Here is a 21,697-nt window from a genome sequence, read left to right as displayed (position 1 = left end):
TGCCGCTCAGCCCGGACCCTTGCCCACCAGGATGTTCATAAACCCCGCGTCACCGGCAACCGCGTCGACATCGTCACACCAGGCAGCCAGTTCATCGACGGACGATGGCACCAGCCGGTGCTCCAGGTGATCGATAATCCACAGGGGCTCGCCCAGTTCCGCCAGCAGCTCAACCAGCGCCCGGCCGCTGCTGCCGCACTGCCTGAGTGAGAGCGGCGTGAGTTCAATGATGATACGCGGCTTGCGCGCCAGGGAGGCCAGCAGCGGCATCAGGCCGGCGACCACACCGTACTCCGAACCCTGGGTGTCGATTTTCAGCAGGTCCAGGCGCTCGCTCCTGGCGGCGAGATACTCGGCACCGTTGAGCAGCGTGATGGCCCTGCTGCGCCGGGCTTCATCGGTGGCGAAGATCTGGTGGTCACCCAGGTTGTCCTCACTGAGGTAAAGCCGCGCCTCGCCGCTGACCGCGGCAAGTCCGGCGCGGGTGACGTGGACAATGCCCTGCTTGCCGTTGAGGGCAACGCTGTTTGTGAGCAAAAGGAAGTTATCCGGGTCCGGCTCGAAGGCGTAGACGGCGCCGTCGGGGCCGACCCGACTCGCCGCCAGCAGCGAGAAGTAGCCGATGTTGGCGCCGACGTCGACGAACACATCCCCCGGCGCCAGGAACGCAAGCACCAGCGATGACTCGTAGGGCTCCCAGATACCCTGCTCGCGCAGGCACCTGGACACGTACCGGTCCCGCTCGCCGTGGACCGCAATAGCCAGCGCTTCGGCGAGCCCGGGCACCTGCAGTGGCACCGCCGTGGTCGCGCTGGCCATCAGTGGCTTTTTACCCGGGTCTTGCCGCAGCGGGCGCAGCGATACACGGTGACCAGTTTGCCCTGCTTGACGTCGAACTGGCTGGCCTTGTCCACCTGCCACTTGTGGTGCCCGTGCCGGCACAGGGTCTTGCCCCGGTGCTTCTCCTTCAGGGAAGGTTTGCGAAACGGAATGACCTCCGCCATGGTCAGGCCAGGGTGCGCTGCAGGGCATTGCTCCAGGACGCCAGGCGCTTGCGCCGGGCGCTGGTACTCATCCGCACCGCAAAATCCCGCTCTGACTGCCAGATACTGCGCACTTCCCCCGGGTTCTGCCACAGCCCGATGCCCAGTCCCGCCAGGTAGCAGGCGCCGGCGACCGTGGTCTCGATCACCTGGGGGCGGATCAGCTTGCGCCCCAGCACATCGGCCTGGATCTGCATCAGCAGGTCGTTGGCGGCGGCGCCGCCGTCGACCCGCAGGGGCTTCATCCGCTTGCCCAGGTCGGCTTCCATGGCCCGCAGGATATCGGCGTTTTGCAGCGCCATGGCATCCAGGGTGGCCCGCGCGATATGGCCGTGTTCGGTGCCGCGGGTCAGGCCGGTAATGGTGCCCCGGGCCTCCGGCGCCCAGTGGGGCGCGCCCAGACCGGTCAGGGCGGGCACAAACTCGACGCCGCCGTGGTCGGCAACGCTGCGCGCCAGCTTCTCTATATCCGGGGCGCGCTTGATGATTTGCAGGCCGTCACGCAACCACTGCACCGCCGCGCCGCAGACAAACGCACCGCCCTCGAGGGCGTAAACCGGTTTGCCTTTTTCACCCAGCTGCCAGGCCACGGTGGTCAACAGCCCGGAACGGGACTGCAGCAGTTCCGGGCCGGTGTTCATCAGGATGAAAGAGCCGGTGCCAAAGGTGCACTTGGCCTCCCCCTGGGTAAAACAGGCCTGGCCAAACAGCGCCGCCTGCTGGTCGCCAGCGACTCCGGCGATGGGAATGCCGTCGGGCAGGCCCGGCACCTTGCTGGTATGGCCCAGCACCGCGCTGGAGGGCGCAATGCCGGGCAGGATATCCGCCGGCACTTCGAACAGGTCCAGCAGCTGTTTGTCCCAGCGACTGGTTTTGAGGTTCATCAGCGAGGTCCGCGAGGCATTGGACACATCGGTCACGTGCTGTTGCCCGCCGGTGAGCTGCCAGATGAGGTAACTGTCGATGGTGCCCGCGGCTACCCTGCCCGCCTTGCGCAGGCGCGCCACACCGGAGGTGTTGCGCAGCAGCCAGCGGTATTTGCTGGCGGAAAAATAAGGATCCAGCACCAGCCCCGCCTTGCGGCGGACGGTTTTCTCGTGGCCCCCGGACTTCAGCTGTTCACAGAATTCTGTGGTGCGGCGACACTGCCAGACCACCGCATTGTTGAGCGGGTCACCGCTTTGCCGGTCCCACAGCAGGGACGTTTCCCGCTGGTTGGTAATGCCGATGGCGGCGATCTGCCCGGGCTTGCACACGCCCTTGCGCATGATGGCGCGAATACCCTTGAGCACCGAATTCCAGATATCCTCCGGCCGGTGCTCCACCCAGCCGGGTTTGGGGTAAAACTGGGGGAACTCGTAGTTGACGCTGGCGCGGAGTTTGCCGGCCGAGTCCATCAATGCCACGGTGCTGCCCGTGGTGCCCTGATCTATCGCCAGTACAAATTCCGCCATATGCCAGCCTATCCCTCGTAACCCTCAACCGCCTTGATTTCCAGAAAATCGGTGAAGCCGTGGATGCCCCACTCGCGTCCATTACCGGACTGCTTATAACCCCCGAAGGGTACGGCATAGCCCCCGAAGGCGCCATTGATTTTAACGTTGCCGGCGCGAATGCGCGCCGCCACCCGCCGGGCGTGATCCAGGTCGCCGCTCTGGACATAGCCGGCCAGGCCGTAGACCGTGTCGTTGGCGATGGCGATGGCCTCCTCCTCGCTGTCGTAAGGAATCATGGTCAGTACCGGACCGAAGATCTCTTCCCGGGCAATGGTCATCTGGTTGGTGGCGCCGGAGAACACTGTCGGCCGGACATAGTAGCCCCGGTCGGTACCTGCGGGCAGGCCCGGCCCGCCGGCCACCAGCCTGGCGCCCTCGGCGATACCGGTCTCGATCAGGCCCTGGATCCTGTCGAACTGGAGCCGGGACACCACCGGCCCCATGGTGGTATTGGCGTCCGCCGGGTCGCCCACCACCACACTGGCGGCGGCGCGGGCGGCGATCTCTTCCGCCTGCGCCAGTTTCGCCGCTGGCACCAGCATGCGCGAGGGCGCGTTACAGGACTGGCCGCTGTTGGCGAACATGTGCAGCGCACCCCGGGTAACCGCCTGTTCCAGGTCGGCGTCGTCGAGGATGATATTGGCGCTCTTGCCGCCCAGCTCCTGGGCGACGCGCTTCACCGTCGGCGCCGCGTTCTGGGCCACCAGCACACCGGCACGGGTAGAGCCGGTAAACGACATCATGTCCACCTCGGGGTGCCGCGACAGGGCGGTGCCGACACCGGGGCCGTCGCCATTGACCATGTTGTAAACCCCGGCCGGCACCCCCGCCTCATCCAGGATCTCCGACCAGATATGGGCCGACAGCGGCGCCACCTCGCTGGGCTTGAGCACCATGGTGCAACCTACTGCCAGCGCCGGCGCCACCTTGCAGGCGATCTGGTTGAGCGGCCAGTTCCAGGGCGTGATGAGGCCGCACACGCCGATCGGCTCATGGAACACCCGGGCGTTACCCATGTTTTCCTCGAACTCGAAATCGCGCAGGACCCGCAGCGCCTCCGCCAGGTGGCCGAGGCCGCAGTCGGCCTGCTCCTCCATGGCAAAGGTCTGCGGCGCCCCCATTTCCTCGCGAACGGCCACAGCCGCTTCCTCGTAGCGCTTCCGGTACACCGCGACGCAGGACTCGAGCAGTTCCAGCCGTTCCTGGCGGCTGCTGCGGCCAAAGCTGGCAAAGGCCTGGCGGGCCGCGGCAACGGCCCGGTCGACATCCGCCGCGCTGCCCAGGGAGATCAGCGCGCAGACTTCCTCCGTCGCCGGGTTAATGACCTCGCAGTCGTTGGCGGTGACGGGGTCGACCCACTGGCCGTTGATATAAAACTGTCGATAATCGCGCATATGTAGCCTCCAGCGGTTGCGGGCGAATCAATAACCGGACCAGTGTAGCAGCGGCCGTCGGCTTGGGTATCACCCCAGAGGGGTGTACAATCCGCGCGTTTTTCCGCCAGTTTGAGGAAGCCCGACATGGACAACGAAGAACTCACCCTGTTTCGCGACATGGCCCGCCGGGCCTTTGAACAGCTCATCGCCCCGCACTACGAGGAATGGGAGGAAAAGCACATCGTTCCCCGCGAACTGTGGAACCAGCTCGGTGAGGCCGGCCTGCTGTGCCCGGACATGCCGGAGGCCTACGGCGGTGCCGGCACCTCAGCGCAGGTGTGCTTTGCCATGATCGAGGAACTGTCGCGCATGGGCTTTGGCGGCTTGGCCAGCGGCTACGGCATTCACTCCAACATCGTGGCGCCCTACATCGAGCACTTCGGCAGCGAAGAACAGAAGCAGCAGTGGCTGCCGAAAATGGTCTCCGGTGAAGCGGTGGGCGCACTGGCCATGACCGAACCGGGCGCCGGCTCCGATGTCCAGGGCATTCGCACCAATGCCGTGCGCGACGGCGATGAGTGGGTGCTCAACGGCTCGAAGATTTTCATCACCAACGGCATTCACGCCGACGTGGTCGTGGTGGCGGCCATTACCGACCCCGGCAAGGGGGCCAAGGGCACCTCGCTGTTCCTGGTTGACAGCTCCCTGCCCGGCTTCGACAGGGGCAAGAAAATCGAGAAGATCGGCCAGCACGCCTCCGATACCGCGGAGCTGTTCTTCCAGGAGGTGCGCCTGCCCGCCAATGCCCTGCTGGGTGAGTTGAACAAGGGTTTCGTCATCATGATGACCGAGCTGCCCCGGGAGCGCCTGGGCATTGCCGCCCAGGCCGTTGCCGCCGCCGAGGGCGCCATGGCACTCACCGTCGACTATGTGCAGGAGAGAAAAGCCTTCGGGCAAACGGTTGCGGCCTTTCAGAACACCCGTTTCACCCTGGCCGATGTCAAGACCGAGATCGCCCTCAACCGGGCTTTCTACGAGAAGTGCGCCGACCAGTACACCCGCGACGAGCTGACGGCCGATGATGCCGCGATGCTCAAGTACGCGGCGACGGAAATGCAGTGCAAGACGATCGACCAGTGCCTGCAGCTGTTTGGCGGCTATGGCTATACCGCCGAGTACCCGATCTCGCGCTACTACACCGATGCCCGCATCCAGCGCATCTACGGCGGCACCTCGGAGATCATGCGCGAGCTGGTGGCCCGCTCCATCCTCGGCCGCTAAGGCCGCCGCCCCCGCCCGGCGGGGGCCCATTCAGGCCGAGCCAGTTCAGGCCGAGCCAGTTCAGGCCGAGCCAGTTCAGGCCGAGCCAGTTCAGGCCGAGCCAGTTCAGGCGGAGAGCGTGTGCACCACCCTGCACCACTTCTCCATGTCTTCCCGGCTGGAATCCCTCAGTTCCAGCCCCACCCAGTAACCCGGCTTGCCCTCGGCCGGGCGGCACCACATGGCCTCGCCCACCAGTTCCAGGTTTTCTTTCCAGTTATCCATGGGCACGGCGAGGTTGAGCTGCGAGCCGGTACTGATCTGTGACGGCACCAGCAGCTTGAGGCCACCGACAGAAACATCGACCGTCTCACAGCGGATAATCGCGTTGTCTGCCTCCCGGCGACTGCCCCGGGATACCACCTCGATGAAAATAGCCTGCACGACCTCGATCCGTTCGTGCCTGCGGCGGTCGGTAAAGTCGTGTGTCATGCCTCGCCCCCTGATTGCCTCTAGCCAATGTGCCACGCAGGGGCAAGGAACGTCATCACAGAACTGGCAATTTCTCCAGATTTATCCGCCGGGATTCCCCACCAGCGACAGCAGGGACAGCACGAACAGCCCCAGGGTCAGGGTGAAAGCCGACAGCAGGGTGGTCAGGACCACGATGTTCGCCGCCAGCACCCCGTTGCCGCGGGCCGCCACGACCATGATGTAACTGGCCGCGGCAGCGGGAGCCGCCACCAGCAGGAACAGCACCCCCAGGGCCTCGTCACGGACCCCCAGCGCCAGGGCCAGGGCGACCGAAATCAGTGGCGCAATGCAGAGCCGCCAGACTGTCGCCTCCCAGGCCAGCGGCCCCGACAGGCGCAGCTCGGACAATCTCATCGCCCCACCGATACACACCAGCATCAGCGGCAGGAACAGCGCGCCCAGCCACAGGCTCGCCGGCTCGACAAGATCTGGCAGCGGCAGCCCGGAGAGCGACAGCGCAACCCCCGCGGCAATGCCGATCAACAGTGGATTGCGCAGCATGCCGCCCAGTGCCGCCAGCAGCGACGAGTTGCCGCCCAGGGTACGGTTCAGTACCAGCACGGCCAGCACGTTGTAAAGGCTGGTCATGACCGCGACCGCCAGCGCGCCCAGTTGCGCCCCGCGCTCGCCATAGGCGGCGATGCACAGCGCCAGCCCCATGATGGCCAGGTTGGAACGAAACGCACCCTGGACGAAAATTCCCCGCTCCGCCAGGGCATGCCCGCGCCAGCGGCTGTAAGCCCAGCTCGCCAGCGTCACCGCCAGGGTCGCCAGCACGCCCGCCAGCAGGAAAGTGGCGGAACCAAGCTCGCTGTAATCGACGCCAGCGGCGCCGGCAAACAGCATCAGCGGCAGCCCGAAGTTGAATGAGACCCGGGATATACGGTCGTTGAGGGGCCGGGTCAGCCAACCAATACGGGCCAGCAGGACACCCGCCAGCACCCAGCCGAAGGTCGGCAGGGAAATCAGCAGGCACTGGCGAAGTAGCGCAGCGGCGTCAGCGAAGGTCAAACGGGTATGGCCTTTGGTGAAAGGCCTATTATGACCTCACTGCAGGGAATCGCCCAGCGCCGACACCAGACTGTCGATCTCATGCTTTTCGATCACGAAGGGCAGGCCGAGCTGAATGGTGTCACCGCCGTAGCGCACGTAAAAGCCTCTCTCCCACATCCGCATGGCCACCTCGTAGGGGCGGCGCGCCGGTTCCCCCGGGTAACTGGCCAGGCTGAGCGCACCGGCGAAGCCGAAGTTGCGGATATCGGTCACGTGGGGCGCGCCCTGCAGCTGATGCAGGGCGTCTTCAAAGTAGGGCGCGAGTTCGGCAACCCGCTGCGGCAACTGCTCCTGCTCCAGCACCTGCAGGGCGGCGATCGCCGCGGCGCAGGCCACCGGGTGGGCGGAATAGGTATAACCGTGGGGGAATTCCAGCATGTACCCGGGTCCCCCCTGATCCATGAAGGTCTGGTAGATCTCGCCGGAGGCAACTACCGCGCCCATGGGCACGGCACCGTTGGTCAGCTGCTTGGCGACGTTCATGATATCGGGCCTGACGCCAAAGGCCTCGGCGCCGGTCATCGCCCCCATGCGCCCGAAGGCGGTAATCACTTCATCGAAAATCAACAGGATGTCGTTGGCGTCGCAGATATCACGCAGGCGTTGCAGGTAGCCCGCCGGCGGCGGTATGACCCCCGCTGAGCCGGCCAGGGGCTCGACAATGACGGCGGCGATATTGGAGGCGTCGTGCAGGGCGATCAGTTCATTGAGTTCGTCCGCCAGGTGCCAGCCGTGGGCGGGCATGCCCCGGGTATGAGTATTTTCCGCAAGCAGGGTGTGGGACAGGTGATCGGCGTCAACCGCGGTACCGAAGAGCTTGCGGTTGGCGCCGATGCCGCCGACCGATATCCCGCCAAAGTTGACCCCGTGGTAGCCCTTGGCGCGGCCGATCAGCTTGGTCTTGGTAGGCTGCCCCTTCAGCCGCCAGTAAGCGCGGGCCATTTTCAGCGAGGTGTCGGCGCACTCCGAGCCGGAATTGGTGAAAAACACATAGTCCAGGCCCTCCGGGGTCAGGGACTTGATCCGGTTGGCCAGCTCGAATGAACGGGGCTGGCCGAACTGGAACGCGGGCGAATAGTCCAGGGTCTGCAGCTGCCGGGTCACCGCCTCGGTGATTTCCGGCCGGTTGTGCCCCAGGCCGCTGCACCACAGGCCGGACAGCCCGTCCAGCACCCGCCGGCCGCGGTCATCGAGGTAATAGGCGCCCTCGGCGCCGACGATCATGCGCGGATCGTCCTTGAACTGGCGGTTGCCGGTATAGGGCATCCAGTGGGCTTCCAGTTGTTCCCGGCTCAGGGTCGGCTGGGGGTTGTGCATGCTGGTCATGGGCTTGTTCTCGCAAACGGGTTCGACAGCGGGATTCTAGGGCCTGGCATTAGTTGCATAAATCATTACCTATGCATCTAAAGTTTCATTAATATTAAACTTTATTCCACGGGAGAGACCGCATGGCGGGTAAAGCCCTGCTGGGCAACGTGACCGACAGCGACCTGCGCCTGCTGCGGGTGTTCCGGGCGGTGGTCCAGTGCAGCGGGTTTGCCGCCGCGGAGCTGGAACTCAATATTAACCGCTCGACGATATCGCGGCATATCAAGGACCTGGAAACGCGGCTGGGGGTCACCCTGTGCCGGCGCGGCCGCGGCGGCTTTGCGCTTACCCCGGAGGGAGAGCAGGTGTTCGCCAGCGCCATGAAGATCATGGCGGCGATGGAGGAGTTCCAGCACGATGTGGACGAGTTGCACCAGCGGCTGACCGGCCCCCTGTCCATCGCCCTGTTCGACAAGACCGTCTCCAATCCCGCCTGCCGGATCAGCGCCGCCTTCGCGGCCTTCGACCGGGCGGCGCCCGAGGTGCTGCCGGAAATTCACGTGGAACCCATTAACGCCATTGAACGCGGTGTCATCGAAGGCCGCTACCAGTTGGGCGTCATTCCCGATCACCGGCCTTCGACCAGCCTGGATTACTATCCCCTGTTCCGGGAGCAGATGTATCTGTACTGCGCCCGGGGGCACTCACTGTTCGACCGCGACCCCGACAGCATCGGCAGCGCCGCCATTCGCCGCTGCCGCTATGTCGGCATTGGCTACCACTCGCCCAACATGGAGGCCACCCGCAAACTGGGACTGGAGCGTCACGCCACCGCCCACGACCAGGAAGCGGTGGCCCACCTGGTATTGTCCGGGCGCTACCTCGGCTACCTGCCCGAACACTACGCGGAAGGTTTTGTCCGCCGCGGCATGATGCGGCCACTGCGGCCGGAGCTGTTTCAGTACGTTTGCCAGTTCAGCGCCATCGTGCGCCGCTCGCCACCGCCATCGCGGGTGGTACAAACCCTGCTCGACAAGCTGGTGACCGTGCACGACAGCGCGAGCTAGCCGCGGCTGGCAGGCGGTTGGCAAAATCTCCAGAAAACGCTCCTGCCTGGCTGCCGCACTTGCTAGACTGGAGCGGCGCGGCAAACAATGGGGGATTTACTATGCGCTGGTTTCTGGTATGTGCCGTGGTGGCAGCCGGCTACTGGTACCTGTTCGGCCTGGATTTCAGCGTCGACAGCCCCAGCTATGAACAGAAGATGCTACGCAACAAGAGCGCCCTGGCCCAGTGCATCAGGGAAGAGGAATACGCCGCCAGCCGCATGGCCACCAGTAGCGCCAACGCCGAGGCCGACTGCGCCGCCGAACTCAACCTGTACTGGGAAGACGGTGGCTGGCACAGCTACAAGGACAGCCGCCGGTAAGGCAGCCCTGCTGATCGATAATGAACCTGGCCGTCAGTTGCGCTGGCGGCAACTGCAGCCGGACGCCGTCCACCACAGCTGGGTTCGATCTGTTGTCCACCTTGAGCTTATGCTCCAGGGAATGGTTCAGGTCGCAAGTGCTTGCACCCGGGGGCGCAGCTTGCATACACTCAAATTTCCACCCCCAATCACCGACTGAAACAGGGATACCCCCATGAAGCGTTTTACCCGCAACACCCTTTTGTCCGTGGCCGCTGCGGCCACCCTGGCCACCTCTGTCCAGGTTGTAGCCCACCTCGACGACAAAGAGCCAATGCAGTCCTATCGCCAGTCCTACTTCACCCTGCTGGCGATGAATTTCGGCCCCATCGGTTCCATGGTCAAAGGGGAAATGCCCTGGGACGATGCGAAGCTGAACCTGTTTGCCGGCGATCTGGCGGCCCTGGCCAAAATGGATGTATCCCGCGCCTTCCCACCCGGCAGCGACAAGGGCACCACCCGGGCCAAGCCGGAAATCTGGGACAACAAGGACGACTTCGAAGCAAAAATGCAAGATATGCGGGAGGCCGTGACTGCGCTCCAGGTCGCCGCCGGATCCGGTGACAAGAAGATCATCGCCGAAGCCACGGGCGCCGCGGGCGAGGCCTGCAAAGCCTGCCACGACGAATACAAGGCCAAGGAATACCTCTACTAGGGCCTGTTCACACTCACTGGCCTGACCCGGGCTACCAGAGCGGCTGGGGCTGGGGCGCCTGCTCCAGCCCCAGCCACAGCAGGCCCGCCACAAGCAGGGCCAGCAGCAGGGCTTTCCAGGCCGCTACCGGTGCCGCCCTGCCCTGCCGGCCCGCAGCAGCGCCGCGAATCATCGCCGTGATCATCCCGTCCCGCTTCCGGAACTGGTGATAACAGACCACCAGCACATGCAAGGCAACCAGGCCCAGCAGGACATTGAAGGCGAGATCGTGAATACTGCCCATCAGGTCGCGAAAACCCGAGTCCGCCGCATAATACAGCGGCCCCGAGAACAGCACATCATCGCTGTTGAACAGGCCGCTGACTGCCTGCAACAACAACAGGGCAAGCAGCGCCACCACTGACCATCCACCCAGGGGGTTGTGGCCTGGCGTCGGACTGCCCTCCCCCCGCAGGTAGGCGGCGATGCGTTTTGGCCCGGCAATAAAGTCGCTGAAGCGCGCATGGACACTGCCAACCAGCCCCCAAACCAGGCGGGTCACCACCAGCACGATCAGTGCGTAGCCCACCCACTCGTGCCAATCGTAGCGCTCAAACTCGGCGCTCCACCAGGCCAGCACCACGCACAGCACCAGCAGCCAGTGAAATACGCGGGTTGGCAGGTCCCAGACTGGATGCATAGCGGTTCTACTCCTGCGGCAGGGGTACGAGCGGAGGGTACGCGGGGTCAACCTCCTGGTAAACATAGGACCAGACGCCGCCCTGCATGCAGGCCCGGTGCCGTGGCCCCGGCTGCTGTGGATCGGCGGCATCGTAGCCGGCGTCACCCCGGTACATGGCAACCAGGTCGCCATCGACGCCGGCCAGTACCGGCAGTACCTGGGGCACCGGACTCTCCCGCTCGCGGGCGATAGCCTCGTCCACGCTGCGGTAATGGGACAGGGTGACCAGGCTGATCCAGGTGGGGGGCAGCATCGCCAGCTCACCGGCGCGATGCTCGGCCAGCGCCTGGGCCACCGGCAACCAGCGTGAATCGTGAATTTCGCCGCCATCGATCACCACGGCGTCCTCGCCGCGCAGCGGCGCTGCGTAGATCCAGGTGGCGAAGCGCTTGCGTTCCACCTCCGGGGTCGTCCAGTGACTCAGTAACACCATGTCATCCGGGTCCGGTTGCTGGCCGCACTCCTCCATGGCTTCCCGCGCCGCGGCGATGCGCGCCGCCTGCTCCTCGTCGCCGTCCGCTGCCGCGAGGTCCGCGGCATCCAGGCTGCCGCCGGGAAAGACCCAGAAACCGCCGGCAAAAGCCAGCGCCTTGTTGCGCCTGAGAAGCAGGGTTTCCAGGCCGTGATCGCTATCGCGCAGCAGCACCACGGTGCTCGCCGGCCTGATTGGCTTTTTCTCTGTCATGGAACGTGTCTCTCAAATTCAAGACCGGAGTGTAACAGCAGTTACCCGATATCCCACCCTGCGGGCCGATGGTGCCCAATCACATTAACGCCTGGTAATAAACTTCAATCCCGCCGGTCCAATTTGCAATACCCCCTGCGTTGCGAAGCCCTGGTGATTTATCGACACTGGAGAACCCGGCATTCATGGCGACGAATCATCATGCGGAAAACAGTATTGCTGGCCGTTATACCCCTGCTCGGCAGTTCCTACAGCCTGGGCCAGGGCCCGGCCCCCGACCCCAACAAACCGCGGGCGAATGCCTCCTCCATAGAAGCCCGTCCCTATACGCTGAGTGAGAAGCGCGCCCCCTGCAGCAACTTCGACCCTCTGCGCCGACCCCACTTCGGTGATATGCATGTGCATACGGCCTGGTCCTTCGATGCCAACTCCCAGGACACCCGCAACCGGCCTGCGGACGCCTACGACTTCGCCAGGGGCGGTCGCATGGGAATTCAGCCCTATGATGACGAGGATCGCCCCACCCGCTATATACAGCTGGACCGCCCGCTGGACTTCACCGCGGTGACCGACCACTCCGAGTTCCTCGGCGAGATGCGTATGTGCACTACCGAGGGATCGCCGGGCTACTGGCATCCGGTGTGCATCGCCCACCGCCACCTGCCCCAGTATTCATTCGGCACCTTTGCCGCCTACGGCTTATCGGGCAAGAAGCGCTGGGGCTTTTGCGGCGACAACAACGAGGCCTGTTTTGCTGCCGCGGCCGCCACCTGGAAAGACGTGCAACAGGCCGCCGAAGACGCCTACGATCGCTCCAGCGACTGCAGCTTCACCAGCTTCATCGGCTACGAGTGGACCGCCTCGGTCGGCAGCGGGATGAACCTCCATCACAACGTGGTGTTCCGCAATCATCGCGTGCCGGACCGCGTCCTGTCATGGATCGAATCACCTTCCCAGGTGCACCTCTGGGATTACCTGGACCAGGAGTGTCTGGCGGACAAGCCGGGCTGCGATGCGGTGGTAATTCCCCACAACTCCAACCTCAGCGGCGGCCTGATGTTTGCCACCGCGCGGGTAGAGAATGACGTCGTACCGGACGACCCGGTCAGCGCCGGAGAAGCCCGCCGGCGGGCGCGCTGGAATGTGCTGTTCGAGGTGATGCAGCACAAGGGCTCCTCCGAGTGCGATAACCGCACCCCTGCCTGGGCCGAGGATGAGTACTGCGGTTTCGAGAAGCTGGGCTATGACAGCTTTGGCGGCAAAAACACCGGCATGGCCGAGGGCGGCGCGATGGAGTGGCTGACCGTGTTTGTCGACGAAGACAGCCTGCCGGTGACCAAGCTGCCCGAGGCCAGCAACTTCCTCCGCTATGCCCTCAAGAAGGGCCTGCAGCAGCAGGCCGAGCTGGGCGTGAACAGCTTCAAGTACGGCCTCATTTCCAGCACCGACACCCATATCGCCGCCCCCGGACTGACCATGGAGAAAAACCACCCCGGCCACGGCGGCGCCGGCATGGGTGCCGGCGATGGCGTGCCCGCCGGCCTGCCCGACGAACTGGAGTATGGCCCTGGAGGGCTGGCGGTGCTGTACGCGGAAGAAAACACCCGCGACTCGCTATTCGCCGCGATGCAGCGGCGCGAGGCCTACGCCACCAGCGGCACCCGTCCGGTGCTGCGCTTTTTCGGCGGCTGGGACTACGATGAGAATGCCTGCGCAGCCGCCGACATGGTGGCCCAGGGCTATGCCGGCGGTGTGCCCATGGGCGGTGACCTGGCGGCGCCCGGGCCGGCAGACGCGGCGCCGCGCTTCATTATTTCCGCCCTGGCCGACAGTGGCACGGCTGAATATCCCGGCAACCCCCTGCAGCGGATACAGCTGATCAAGGGTTGGTATGAAAACGGTGAGTTGCAGGAGCGGGTTGTGGACGTGGCCGGCGGCGCCAACGATGCCAGCGTCGATATCAATACCTGCGAGACTCGCGGCAGCGGCCACGCGCAGCTGTGCACGGTCTGGCAGGACAAGGACTTCAATCCCGGGGCGCAGGCGTTCTACTACACCCGGGTACTGGAAAACCCCAGCTGCCGCTGGAGCCAGCGGCTTTGTGTCGATGCGGGGGTGCGCTGCGGCGATCCGTCCTCCATCCCCGAGGGCATGGAGAACTGCTGTTCGCCGGAACACGAGAAAGTGATCCAGGAGCGCGCCTGGAGCTCACCCATCTGGTATACCCCGGCGAGCTGAGGCCGGGCGATACTCAGGAGAGGGCGCGGGCGGCCATAGAGAGGTCGAAGCCGATATCCTGGGCGCGTGCGACCGCCTCTGCCCGCTCCTCCGGCTGCCGGGAAACCACCCACAGATTGGTGCAGCGGGTGCCTGAGCGGCAGAAGGCAAACACCGGCCGGTCCTCGTCGTCAAAGAGGTCGGCCATTTCATCGATACGGTCCCCGGGAAAATCCAGTGCCGTTACCGGCATGTGGTGGTATTCCAGCCCCGCGGCTTCCGCCGCTGCGGCGATTTCGGCGCTGCTGGGCTGCCCGCGCTCCTCCCCGTCCGGGCGATTATTGAGCAGCACCTTGTACCCGGCTGCGGCGATATCCGCCACCAGGGCGACGCTGATCTGGCCCGCCACTGCCAGGGTTTCGGTAAGCTTGTAGGAATTCATAGGTATACCTCCGAGGGGCGTTATACCAGAGCCTCCCGGCCCATACCAGCGCCGGCAAATCACAGGCCGGCGACACCGTCCCACAGCAGTTTGCCACCCAGCACCAGCAGGAAGACGCTGATAACCCGGTAATAAAACGTGGGTTCGGATATCTTCACCAGGTAATGCCCCAGCTTGACCCCCAGCGGGGCCAGGGGCACCAGCACCAGGGAGTAGAGCAGGTTGTCACTGCTGAACTGCCCCAGCATGGCGTAGGGCACCAGCTTGACCGCGTTGACCACGGCGAAAAATATGCCGGCGGTGCCGGCAAAAACCAGCGGATGCAACTGCTTGGGCAGCAGGTACATGGTGAAGGGCGGGCCGCCGGCGTGAATACTGAAGCTGGTAAAGCCGGCAAGGACGCCGAAAAAGCCCGCCGGGCCGGGTTTGTGTTCCGCCGCCCCGCGTGACTGCAGACCCAGCAACTGCTGGGCGGCAAATACCACGGACAGCAGGCCGATCAGGATGCGCATGTAATCATCGCTCATGCTGTCCGCCGCCAGGTAGCCGACGAGAATACCCGCCAGGGCTCCAGGCAACAGCAGCTGCAGCGCGCGGCGGTCAAACTGGCCCCAGTAGGTGCGCACCACCACGGCGTCCATGACCACCAGTATCGGCAACAGGATCGCTGCCGCCTGGGTGGGCGACATCACCAGCGCCATCATCGGCACTGACAGCACCGCCACGGCGCCGCCAAAGCCGCCCTTGGCGACGCCGTACAGCAGTACCGCGGGGATACTGGCCAGGTAAAAAGCGGGATCGGAGAGCAAAACCTCCTCAGTCGATCAGGCCAAATTCCGCGCCCAGCACTTCGATAATTTCTGCTTCCGGGTTGGCGGAGAGTTCGATCGCTTTGCCGATAATCTTCTCGGCAATCCCGGTGTAGGTCGCCGAGACCGCCATCAGCACGTCCGCGGGCAGGGCATTGTCACGGGCCAGCCCCTGTCGTTCCTGCATGCGGTCCTTGTTGAGCAGAATATCCGGGTCGGGAAAATGCTTCAGCAGCAGCTGGCGGAAACCTTCCTTGGAATTTTCCACCACCCGGCCCTCGCGCCAGGCCGCCCCATCCCAGATACGGGAGGAATCCGGCGTGCCAACCTCATCCATGTAAATCAGCTTTTCCCTGCCGGCACTGTCGCGCACATAGCCGAACTCGAACTTGGTGTCGACAAAGATCTGGTCGAGCTCCGCCAGCCGGGCGCTGATCAGGTCAAAACCCTCGGCCAGCAGTGTCTCATAGCGATCCACATCGTCCACGCTGCTGAAATTGAAGGCCTGGTAGTTGCTGACGATATCGTTCCGGGTGATGTTGACGTCATCCGCTGCCGGCACCCCCGGGATCCCCGCAACAATACCCTTGGTGGAGGGGGTAATGAGCAGCTGTGGCAGTTGCTGGTCTTTTTCCAGCCCGTCGGGAAGTTCGATGCCGCAGAATTGCCGCTCCCCGCCGGCATAGGCGCGCCACATGGAGCCGGTGATATACCGGCGCGCTATGGCCTCTATCCTCACCGGCTTCGCCTGCTGCACGATCCACACAAGCGGGTGGGGTACCTCCAGGATATGGCTGTCGGCCAGACCCTGTTCGCGGAAACAGTTGAACCAGTGGCTGGAGATCGCGTTCAGCGCTGCCCCCTTACCCGGCACGCCGTTGAGCCCTCCCTCACCGTGCCAGATGCAGTCAAAGGCAGAGATACGGTCGGAAATCACCATGATCGCCAGCGGCGCATCGGCGGGCACATCATAGCCGCGCTCGGCCACCAGGCGGGCGCTGTCGGCCGCGCTCAACCAGTACACCGAGCGCACTTTGCCGCTGTGCACCGGGGCCCCGGTGCGAATCGGAAGGTGGTCGTTAACAGCCAGGACTTTAGTAGCGAGACTCATACAGGTTTTCCGCCAGCTGGGGGTTAAACCCGGCAACAGGGTGAGCCGGGCGGCGCAAAGTCTACCAGAGGAACCGGTCACAGACACCCACTCAGGCAGCCTTTCTGCCATGCTCGCGCAGGTGCAGCCCCAGGTCCATCGCCATTTTCAGGGCGATCAGTACGATGAGCATAAACAGCGGCTGGCCCAGCGCCATGACCGCGAAACCGCCGGCGATAATGGCGATATGCAGCACCACAATACGGCCATAGGGGCCCCCCATCAGCTCACCCACCGTGGTGGTGTTGCGCTCCGGCCCGAACAGGAAATTCGCCAGGAAAGACACCCCGTGGCTGGCAAACAGGGCGGCAAAGGCCACTATCCACTCCGCTGGCGCGTAGTCCAGCACTGCCCGGGTGACGTTGAACAGGATTTGCGGAAACACCAGGAACAGCGGCCAGGTATCGTCGGGAAAGGGGCTGAATTCGCCATCGACCAGGGTGAGCATGATGAACATGCCGTGGACCCCGCAAAAACCGCCGTAGTGGATGAGAAAAAACAGGCCGCTGAAGCTGCCGCCCAGCGGCGATACGATCAGCATTTTCACCAGGGTATAAAAACCCAGCACCAGGTTTTCCGACCAGTACAGGATCATCAGCGCAGCCACGTCCCAGCCGAAACCCAGTACCCCCACCAGCGGGATGAGATTGACCACCACAATCGCCAGCAGGCTGGCCCGGCGCCGTGTGCCCGCATACCCTGATTGCCGTGTTGCCAAGCCTGTTACTCCCGGTTTATCGTCCGCTCCCGGAGGAGGCATTGCTGCCCAGAGCGTGTAAAATACCCCCCGTTTCCCAATCACTTCGCGACAGGTAACAATGATGAGCCAGCCACAAACGCCCTACCAGATTCTCGGCGACGAGGGCATCCGCAGACTGACCGGCGCATTCTACGACATTATGGACGAACTGCCTGAGCTTGCGAAGCTGCGGGCCATGCACGCCGCCGACCTGTCCCCGATGAAGGAAAAACTGGCGGACTACCTCAGCGGCTGGATGGGCGGGCCGCCGCGCTACGCGGACAGGTACGGCACCGTGTGCATGACCGAGCCCCATGAGCCCTACCACATCGGCCCGGAAGAACGGGACCAGTGGCTGCTGTGCATGGACAAGGCCCTGGCCCGCATCGAGGCCAGCGATGAACTGGTGGCGATGCTCAAGGTGCCGATGTTCCGCATTGCCGATGCGATACGCAACCGCGAAGGTCCCAGCGCCGCCAGCATCGACAGCAACGTTATCGCTTCCCACTGAGTTACGGATAATGCCCATGAAAGCCATCCCTGCCATCCTCGCCACCGCCACTCTCTGCGCCCTGGCCACGGCCAGTGTCGCCGAGTCCGCCCTGGAAGAAGAAATCCTGGTGACGGCGACCCGCATCCCCGAGGATGCCACTGCCCTGCCCCTGTCCTGGGCGGACATCAACAGCGATGTCCTGGCCCTGACCGGTCACGTGCACATCAACGAGGCGATGCAGCGCCTGGCCGGTGCCTGGATCAGCCGCGGAAATGGCCAGGAAAGCCTGACCTCGCTGCGTTCGCCGGTGCTCACCGGCGCCGGCAGCTGCGGTGCTTTCTTCATGGCGTTCGACGGTATCAGCCTGCGTTCACCGGGATTTTGCAATGTCAACCAGCTGTTCGATGCCAATAGCGAACAGGCCGGCGCCATTGAAGTAATCAACGGCCCCGCCACCGCGCTCTACGGCGGCGGCGCCCTGCACGGGGTGATCAACATCCTCAGCGCCGGTCCCGAGAACGAGCGATCGCTGGCGCTGGAGGCCGGGCCCGATGACTACTACCGGGGCAAATACGCCTACGGCCAGAGCGACGACCGCCACGGTTTCAGCCTGCGCCTGAACGGCACCACCGACGGCGGTTACAAGGATGACTCCGGCTATGACCAGCAGAAACTGAGCGCCCGCTACGACTACCGGGGCGAGCACTGGGACATCAGCAGCGCCCTCAACGTCAGCAATCTCAACCAGGAGACCGCCGGCTTTGTCCAGGGTTACAAGGCCTACCAGGACCAGGACCTGAAGCAGGACAACCCCAACCCGGAGGCCTACCGGGATGCCTGGTCGCTGCTCGCCTACAGCCGCGCCAGCCGCGACCTGAAGGACGGCCACAGGCTGGTGATCACGCCATACCTGCGCGACAACGACATGGAATTCTTGATGCACTTTGTGCCCTGGCAGCCGCTGGAGGAGAATGGCCACAGTAGCCTGGGCCTGCAAACAGCCCTGTACAGCGAGCTGGGCGAGTGGAACTGGATTAACGGGATTGAGGGCGAGTACACCGACGGCTGGCTGAAAGAGACCCAGGCCCGGGACTTCAGCCCCAACCAGCCAGCAGGGGTGCACTACGACTACCAGGTGGATGCGACCATGGCAGCCGCCTTCAGCCAGGCGACCTGGAACCGCGACCGTATCCAGGTCACCGCGGGCCTGCGCTGGGAGTATAACCGCTACGATTACGACAACCGCACCGGTACCGGCCCGGCCTGTGACCCCACTGCCACTGCCTGCCGCTTTTACCGCCCGGCGGACCGGGATGACAGCTTCAGCAACCTGTCCGCCAATATCGGCGGCAGCTATGCCTACCGGGAGAGTCATCGGGTATACCTGCGCTATGCCGACGGTTTCCGGGCGCCCCAGACCACCGAGCTATACCGCCTGCAGTCCGGGCAAGAGGTGGCGGACCTGGATTCGGAACAGCTGCAAAACCTGGAAATCGGCCTGCGCGGCAACTTCAACGGTGAGTTGCAGTACGATGTGGCCGCGTTCCACATGGAAAAAGACGAAGTCATTTTCCAGGACGCGGACCGGCAGAATGTCAGCGGCGCCCGCACCCGCCACCAGGGTGTGGAGCTGAGCCTTGACTATCGCTTCGCCGACAGCTGGTACGTCAACGGTGTTGCCAGTTTCGCCCGTCACCGCTACGACAGCGCGATCAACCTGATCGGCTCTTCCGGCGATATCGAGGGCAACGATATCGACACAGCGCCACGCCGCTTTGGCAGCGCCCGCCTGGGCTGGGAGTTCCAGCCGGACAGTGTGGCGGAACTGGAATGGGTTTACATGGGTCGCTACTACCTGGAACCGGACAACGAGCACAAGTACGACGGCCACTCGCTGGTCAACCTGCGCGTCAGCTCACAGCTGGCCCCGCGCTGGCGCGGCAACCTGCGGCTGACCAACCTGCTGGATGAGGATTACGCGGAGCGGGCGGACTTCGGGTTTGGCAACTACCGGTATTTTGTCGGCCAGCCCCTCGGGGCCTATGTCGAGCTGGTTTACAGCATTGGCGGATAATCGGCACAGCTGAGGGCTGGCAACAACCTAGCGAATGGCGGATATCCCGACCGCATCCCGAACCCGCGCAATCAGCGCGGTGCTGTGCTCCCGCGCCCGCTCGGCACCCTGCCGCAGCACAGCTTCGATATGGCCGGGATCGTCCATGAGCTCGTTGTAGCGCTCGCGGGCCGCTGCCAGCTCCCCGTTGACCAGCTCGAACAGCTGCTTCTTGGCCTCACCCCAGGCGATGCCCGCCTCGAAATCCTTGCGCATGCGGGCGGTTTCCGCCTCGTCGGCGAATGCGGCCCAGACCTGGAACACGGTGGAGTCATCCGGGTCCTTGGGCTCACCGGGTTCGAGCAGGTTGGTCTTGATCTTGTTGATCTGCTTGCGCAGCTGCTTTTCCGGCAGGAATAGCGCAATGGTGTTGTTGTAGCTCTTGGACATCTTGCGCCCGTCCAGGCCCTGCAGCACCGCCACGCTATCATCGACAGCCGCTTCCGGCAGGGTGAAGACCTCGGCGAAGTTGTGGTTGAAGCGGCCGGCGATATCGCGCGCCATCTCCACGTGCTGGATCTGGTCGCGGCCGACGGGAATGCGATGGGCGTTGAACATCAGGATATCCGCAGCCATCAGCACCGGGTAACTGAACAGGCCCATGGTCACGCCGAAGTCGGGATCTTCACCGGCTTCCTCGTTGGCCTGCACCGCAGCCTTGTAGGCGTGGGCACGATTCATCAGGCCCTTGGCGGCATTACAGCTGAGCACCCAGGTGAGTTCCGGAATCTCCGGGATATCCGACTGGCGGTAGAACAGGGCGTTGTTGGTATCCAGTCCCAGGGCCAGCCAGGTGGCGGCGATTTCCTTGGTGGACTGGCGCACCAGCTGCGGGTCCTGGCACTTGATCAGGGCATGGTAGTCGGCGAGGAAGAAAAAGGACTCCAGTGAGTCGTCCCGGGAGGCGGCAATGGATGGGCGGATGGCGCCCACGTAGTTACCCAGGTGGGGAGTACCGGTGGTGGTGATGCCGGTAAGAACGCGTTGCTTGGCCATGGTGTTGTCTGTCTGCGAAAAGGCGCCAATGATACCTAGCTTGGTCGTGACTGGCTATCCTGCAGTGCGCGCAACAGGGCCTCGTAGCGCGGCCGCAGCGCCGCCAGCGTATACCCTGTCATCGCGGGTGGCGCTGGCTTTTCAGCGGCCAGCTGGCGGATCAGCGCCACCGCCGAGTCCGCTTCTGCTGCAGGCTGGTCGGGACAGGAGGCATAGCGGCATGCCGCCGGGTACAGCTCGCGGTAGGCCAGGCGGTCTGGTACTACCGGCACACAGCCGGCGGCCACCGCCTCCATCACCGCCAGGCCCTGGAACTCATGGTCGGCGGTGGACAATACCAGGTCGGCGCCGGCCTGCAGAGCGCGATACTGCGATTCATCATCGACGAAACCAAAGTGCACCAGGCGATGGGCAAATTGCTCGCCAATCCGGGAAAATACCGGCGGTGAGTTGCGAAACTGCTGGCCGGTGATGGCAAGCTGGTAATCGACTCCCGCCTGTTCCAGGCCCTGGAGGATGCGCTGCAGCCCCTCCCCGCCCTTGTCGTGCTCGAAGCGGGCGCTCCAGAGAATGCGCAGGGCATCACCGGCGGACCAGCCCCAGGAATCAGCCGCGACGACCGGCAGCAGCGGCACCGGCAGCACCGAGGCCTTGTCCGCCAGGCTGGCCGCGATATGCGGCGGCACAAAGTCCGGCAGTCGCGCCAGCAGCCGCTCGCAGCCGCGCAGGAAACTGTCGCGGTTGAAGGCCGAGTTAAAGACCAGCGCATCGGCGGCCAGGGCGCTGTACACACTGACCATCTGGACCTCCAGCAGGCTGTGCTGCTGGCGGTGCTGGGGAAACTCGAACTGGTTCTCGTGGAAGTAAAGCGCGCTGGGCACGCTCGCCAGTGCCGGCACCAGGCCGCGCAGGGTGGCGAGATCGACCATGGAAGTGGCGATCAGCAGCTGGTAGTCCCGCTCCAGCTTGTGCCGCTCCGCCAGGCTCCAGTACAGCGGGTTGCCCCGCACCCGCCAGCTGAAGTGGCGCGGTGGCAGGCTGAGCGCGGTCCACTGCCACTGCGGGAACATCTGTTCCAGCCCTCGCTGCCAGTAGCGGTGACTCTGGGCAGCGTAGGCCGACAGCAGCAGTACTCGCAC

At 64.3% G+C, this 21,697-nt stretch carries 22 protein-coding genes; 7 read left to right on the top strand and 15 right to left on the bottom strand.

The window, feature by feature from the left end:
• Window positions 1–6: 6 nt before the first annotated feature.
• The 4 genes from DWB85_RS12310 to DWB85_RS12295 are packed head-to-tail and all read right to left on the bottom strand — an operon-like array spanning window position 7 to window position 3,933.
• Entirely contained in the window at window positions 7–819 is an 813-nt protein-coding gene (locus DWB85_RS12310; RefSeq protein WP_117955030.1) for an FkbM family methyltransferase, read from the bottom strand.
• Window positions 819–1,004, bottom strand: coding sequence for a hypothetical protein (locus tag DWB85_RS12305; protein WP_117955028.1), 186 nt, complete (start codon window positions 1,002–1,004; stop codon window positions 819–821). Before DWB85_RS12305 ends, DWB85_RS12310 begins: the two co-directional genes overlap by 1 nt.
• Window positions 1,005–1,006: 2 nt before the next feature.
• Window positions 1,007–2,497, bottom strand: coding sequence for a glycerol kinase GlpK (gene glpK, locus DWB85_RS12300; RefSeq protein ID WP_117955026.1), 1,491 nt, complete (start codon window positions 2,495–2,497; stop codon window positions 1,007–1,009).
• Window positions 2,498–2,505: 8 nt separating this feature from the next.
• Window positions 2,506–3,933 (bottom strand): aldehyde dehydrogenase family protein, encoded by a 1,428-nt coding sequence (locus DWB85_RS12295; protein WP_117955024.1) that lies wholly within the window; start codon window positions 3,931–3,933, stop codon window positions 2,506–2,508.
• Window positions 3,934–4,059: 126 nt separating this feature from the next.
• Between DWB85_RS12295 and DWB85_RS12290 the strand changes: the two genes are divergently transcribed.
• Window positions 4,060–5,196 (top strand): acyl-CoA dehydrogenase family protein, encoded by a 1,137-nt coding sequence (locus DWB85_RS12290; RefSeq protein ID WP_117955022.1) that lies wholly within the window; start codon window positions 4,060–4,062, stop codon window positions 5,194–5,196.
• Window positions 5,197–5,301: 105 nt separating this feature from the next.
• Here the strand turns inward: DWB85_RS12290 and DWB85_RS12280 are convergent, their stop codons facing one another.
• From DWB85_RS12280 to aptA, 3 genes are all read right to left on the bottom strand, one after another.
• The gene (locus tag DWB85_RS12280; protein WP_117955018.1) at window positions 5,302–5,667 is read right to left on the bottom strand and encodes a PilZ domain-containing protein; all 366 of its coding nucleotides are present in this window, start codon (window positions 5,665–5,667) and stop codon (window positions 5,302–5,304) included.
• Between the two features lie 81 nt (window positions 5,668–5,748).
• A complete protein-coding gene (locus DWB85_RS12275) occupies window positions 5,749–6,720 on the bottom strand; it encodes an AEC family transporter (RefSeq protein ID WP_239017313.1) in 972 nt (323 codons plus the stop codon).
• A 36-nt stretch (window positions 6,721–6,756) separates the two neighbouring features.
• Window positions 6,757–8,088, bottom strand: coding sequence for an omega-aminotransferase AptA (gene aptA, locus DWB85_RS12270; RefSeq protein ID WP_117955016.1), 1,332 nt, complete (start codon window positions 8,086–8,088; stop codon window positions 6,757–6,759).
• Window positions 8,089–8,210: 122 nt separating this feature from the next.
• On the opposite strand from aptA, the gene DWB85_RS12265 reads away from it, so the two are divergent.
• The 3 genes from DWB85_RS12265 (at window position 8,211) to DWB85_RS12255 (ending at window position 10,193) form a co-directional block, all read left to right on the top strand.
• A complete protein-coding gene (locus DWB85_RS12265; RefSeq protein WP_117955014.1) occupies window positions 8,211–9,137 on the top strand; it encodes a LysR family transcriptional regulator in 927 nt (308 codons plus the stop codon).
• A gap of 101 nt (window positions 9,138–9,238) precedes the next feature.
• Entirely contained in the window at window positions 9,239–9,499 is a 261-nt protein-coding gene (locus tag DWB85_RS12260) for a hypothetical protein (protein WP_117955012.1), read from the top strand.
• Between the two features lie 214 nt (window positions 9,500–9,713).
• Window positions 9,714–10,193 carry a c-type cytochrome gene (locus tag DWB85_RS12255; RefSeq protein WP_117955010.1) on the top strand — a complete coding sequence of 160 codons (480 nt, stop codon included), beginning with the start codon at window positions 9,714–9,716 and terminating at the stop codon, window positions 10,191–10,193.
• 31 nt (window positions 10,194–10,224) lie between these two features.
• Here DWB85_RS12255 and DWB85_RS12250 read toward each other — a convergent pair whose 3' ends face one another.
• A complete protein-coding gene (locus DWB85_RS12250; protein ID WP_117955008.1) occupies window positions 10,225–10,872 on the bottom strand; it encodes a cytochrome b/b6 domain-containing protein in 648 nt (215 codons plus the stop codon).
• Between the two features lie 7 nt (window positions 10,873–10,879).
• Window positions 10,880–11,599, bottom strand: a complete 720-nt coding sequence (locus tag DWB85_RS12245; RefSeq protein WP_117955006.1) for an NUDIX hydrolase — start codon at window positions 11,597–11,599, stop codon at window positions 10,880–10,882.
• Window positions 11,600–11,800: 201 nt separating this feature from the next.
• Between DWB85_RS12245 and DWB85_RS12240 the strand changes: the two genes are divergently transcribed.
• Window positions 11,801–13,837 (top strand): DUF3604 domain-containing protein, encoded by a 2,037-nt coding sequence (locus DWB85_RS12240; protein ID WP_117955004.1) that lies wholly within the window; start codon window positions 11,801–11,803, stop codon window positions 13,835–13,837.
• A 13-nt stretch (window positions 13,838–13,850) separates the two neighbouring features.
• On the opposite strand, the gene DWB85_RS12235 is transcribed toward DWB85_RS12240, so the two are convergent.
• The 4 genes from DWB85_RS12235 to DWB85_RS12220 form a co-directional block, all read right to left on the bottom strand.
• On the bottom strand, window positions 13,851–14,258 hold the full coding sequence (locus DWB85_RS12235; protein WP_117955002.1) for a protein tyrosine phosphatase family protein: 408 nt from the start codon (window positions 14,256–14,258) through the stop codon (window positions 13,851–13,853).
• Between the two features lie 59 nt (window positions 14,259–14,317).
• Entirely contained in the window at window positions 14,318–15,067 is a 750-nt protein-coding gene (locus DWB85_RS12230) for a sulfite exporter TauE/SafE family protein (protein ID WP_117955000.1), read from the bottom strand.
• Between the two features lie 7 nt (window positions 15,068–15,074).
• A complete protein-coding gene (locus DWB85_RS12225; protein WP_117954998.1) occupies window positions 15,075–16,178 on the bottom strand; it encodes a phosphoribosylaminoimidazolesuccinocarboxamide synthase in 1,104 nt (367 codons plus the stop codon).
• A gap of 91 nt (window positions 16,179–16,269) precedes the next feature.
• Entirely contained in the window at window positions 16,270–16,935 is a 666-nt protein-coding gene (locus DWB85_RS12220) for a DUF6498-containing protein (RefSeq protein WP_133300613.1), read from the bottom strand.
• A gap of 103 nt (window positions 16,936–17,038) precedes the next feature.
• Here DWB85_RS12220 and DWB85_RS12215 point away from each other — a divergent pair, with 103 nt between their 5' ends.
• Entirely contained in the window at window positions 17,039–17,467 is a 429-nt protein-coding gene (locus DWB85_RS12215; RefSeq protein ID WP_117954994.1) for a group II truncated hemoglobin, read from the top strand.
• Between the two features lie 16 nt (window positions 17,468–17,483).
• Window positions 17,484–19,523 (top strand): TonB-dependent receptor, encoded by a 2,040-nt coding sequence (locus tag DWB85_RS12210; RefSeq protein WP_117955114.1) that lies wholly within the window; start codon window positions 17,484–17,486, stop codon window positions 19,521–19,523.
• Window positions 19,524–19,550: 27 nt separating this feature from the next.
• Here DWB85_RS12210 and DWB85_RS12205 read toward each other — a convergent pair whose 3' ends face one another.
• Both DWB85_RS12205 and DWB85_RS12200 read right to left on the bottom strand, forming a co-directional pair.
• Window positions 19,551–20,558, bottom strand: coding sequence for a tryptophan--tRNA ligase (locus tag DWB85_RS12205; RefSeq protein WP_117954992.1), 1,008 nt, complete (start codon window positions 20,556–20,558; stop codon window positions 19,551–19,553).
• Window positions 20,559–20,593: 35 nt separating this feature from the next.
• Window positions 20,594–21,697 (bottom strand): tRNA-queuosine alpha-mannosyltransferase domain-containing protein, encoded by a 1,104-nt coding sequence (locus tag DWB85_RS12200; RefSeq protein WP_117954990.1) that lies wholly within the window; start codon window positions 21,695–21,697, stop codon window positions 20,594–20,596.

This window comes from Seongchinamella sediminis (assembly GCF_003457605.1).
Lineage (GTDB): Bacteria > Pseudomonadota > Gammaproteobacteria > Pseudomonadales > Halieaceae > Halioglobus > Halioglobus sediminis.
The sequence above is the reverse complement of the archived record's forward strand: the minus strand, read 5'-3'. Positions and strand labels throughout refer to the sequence as shown.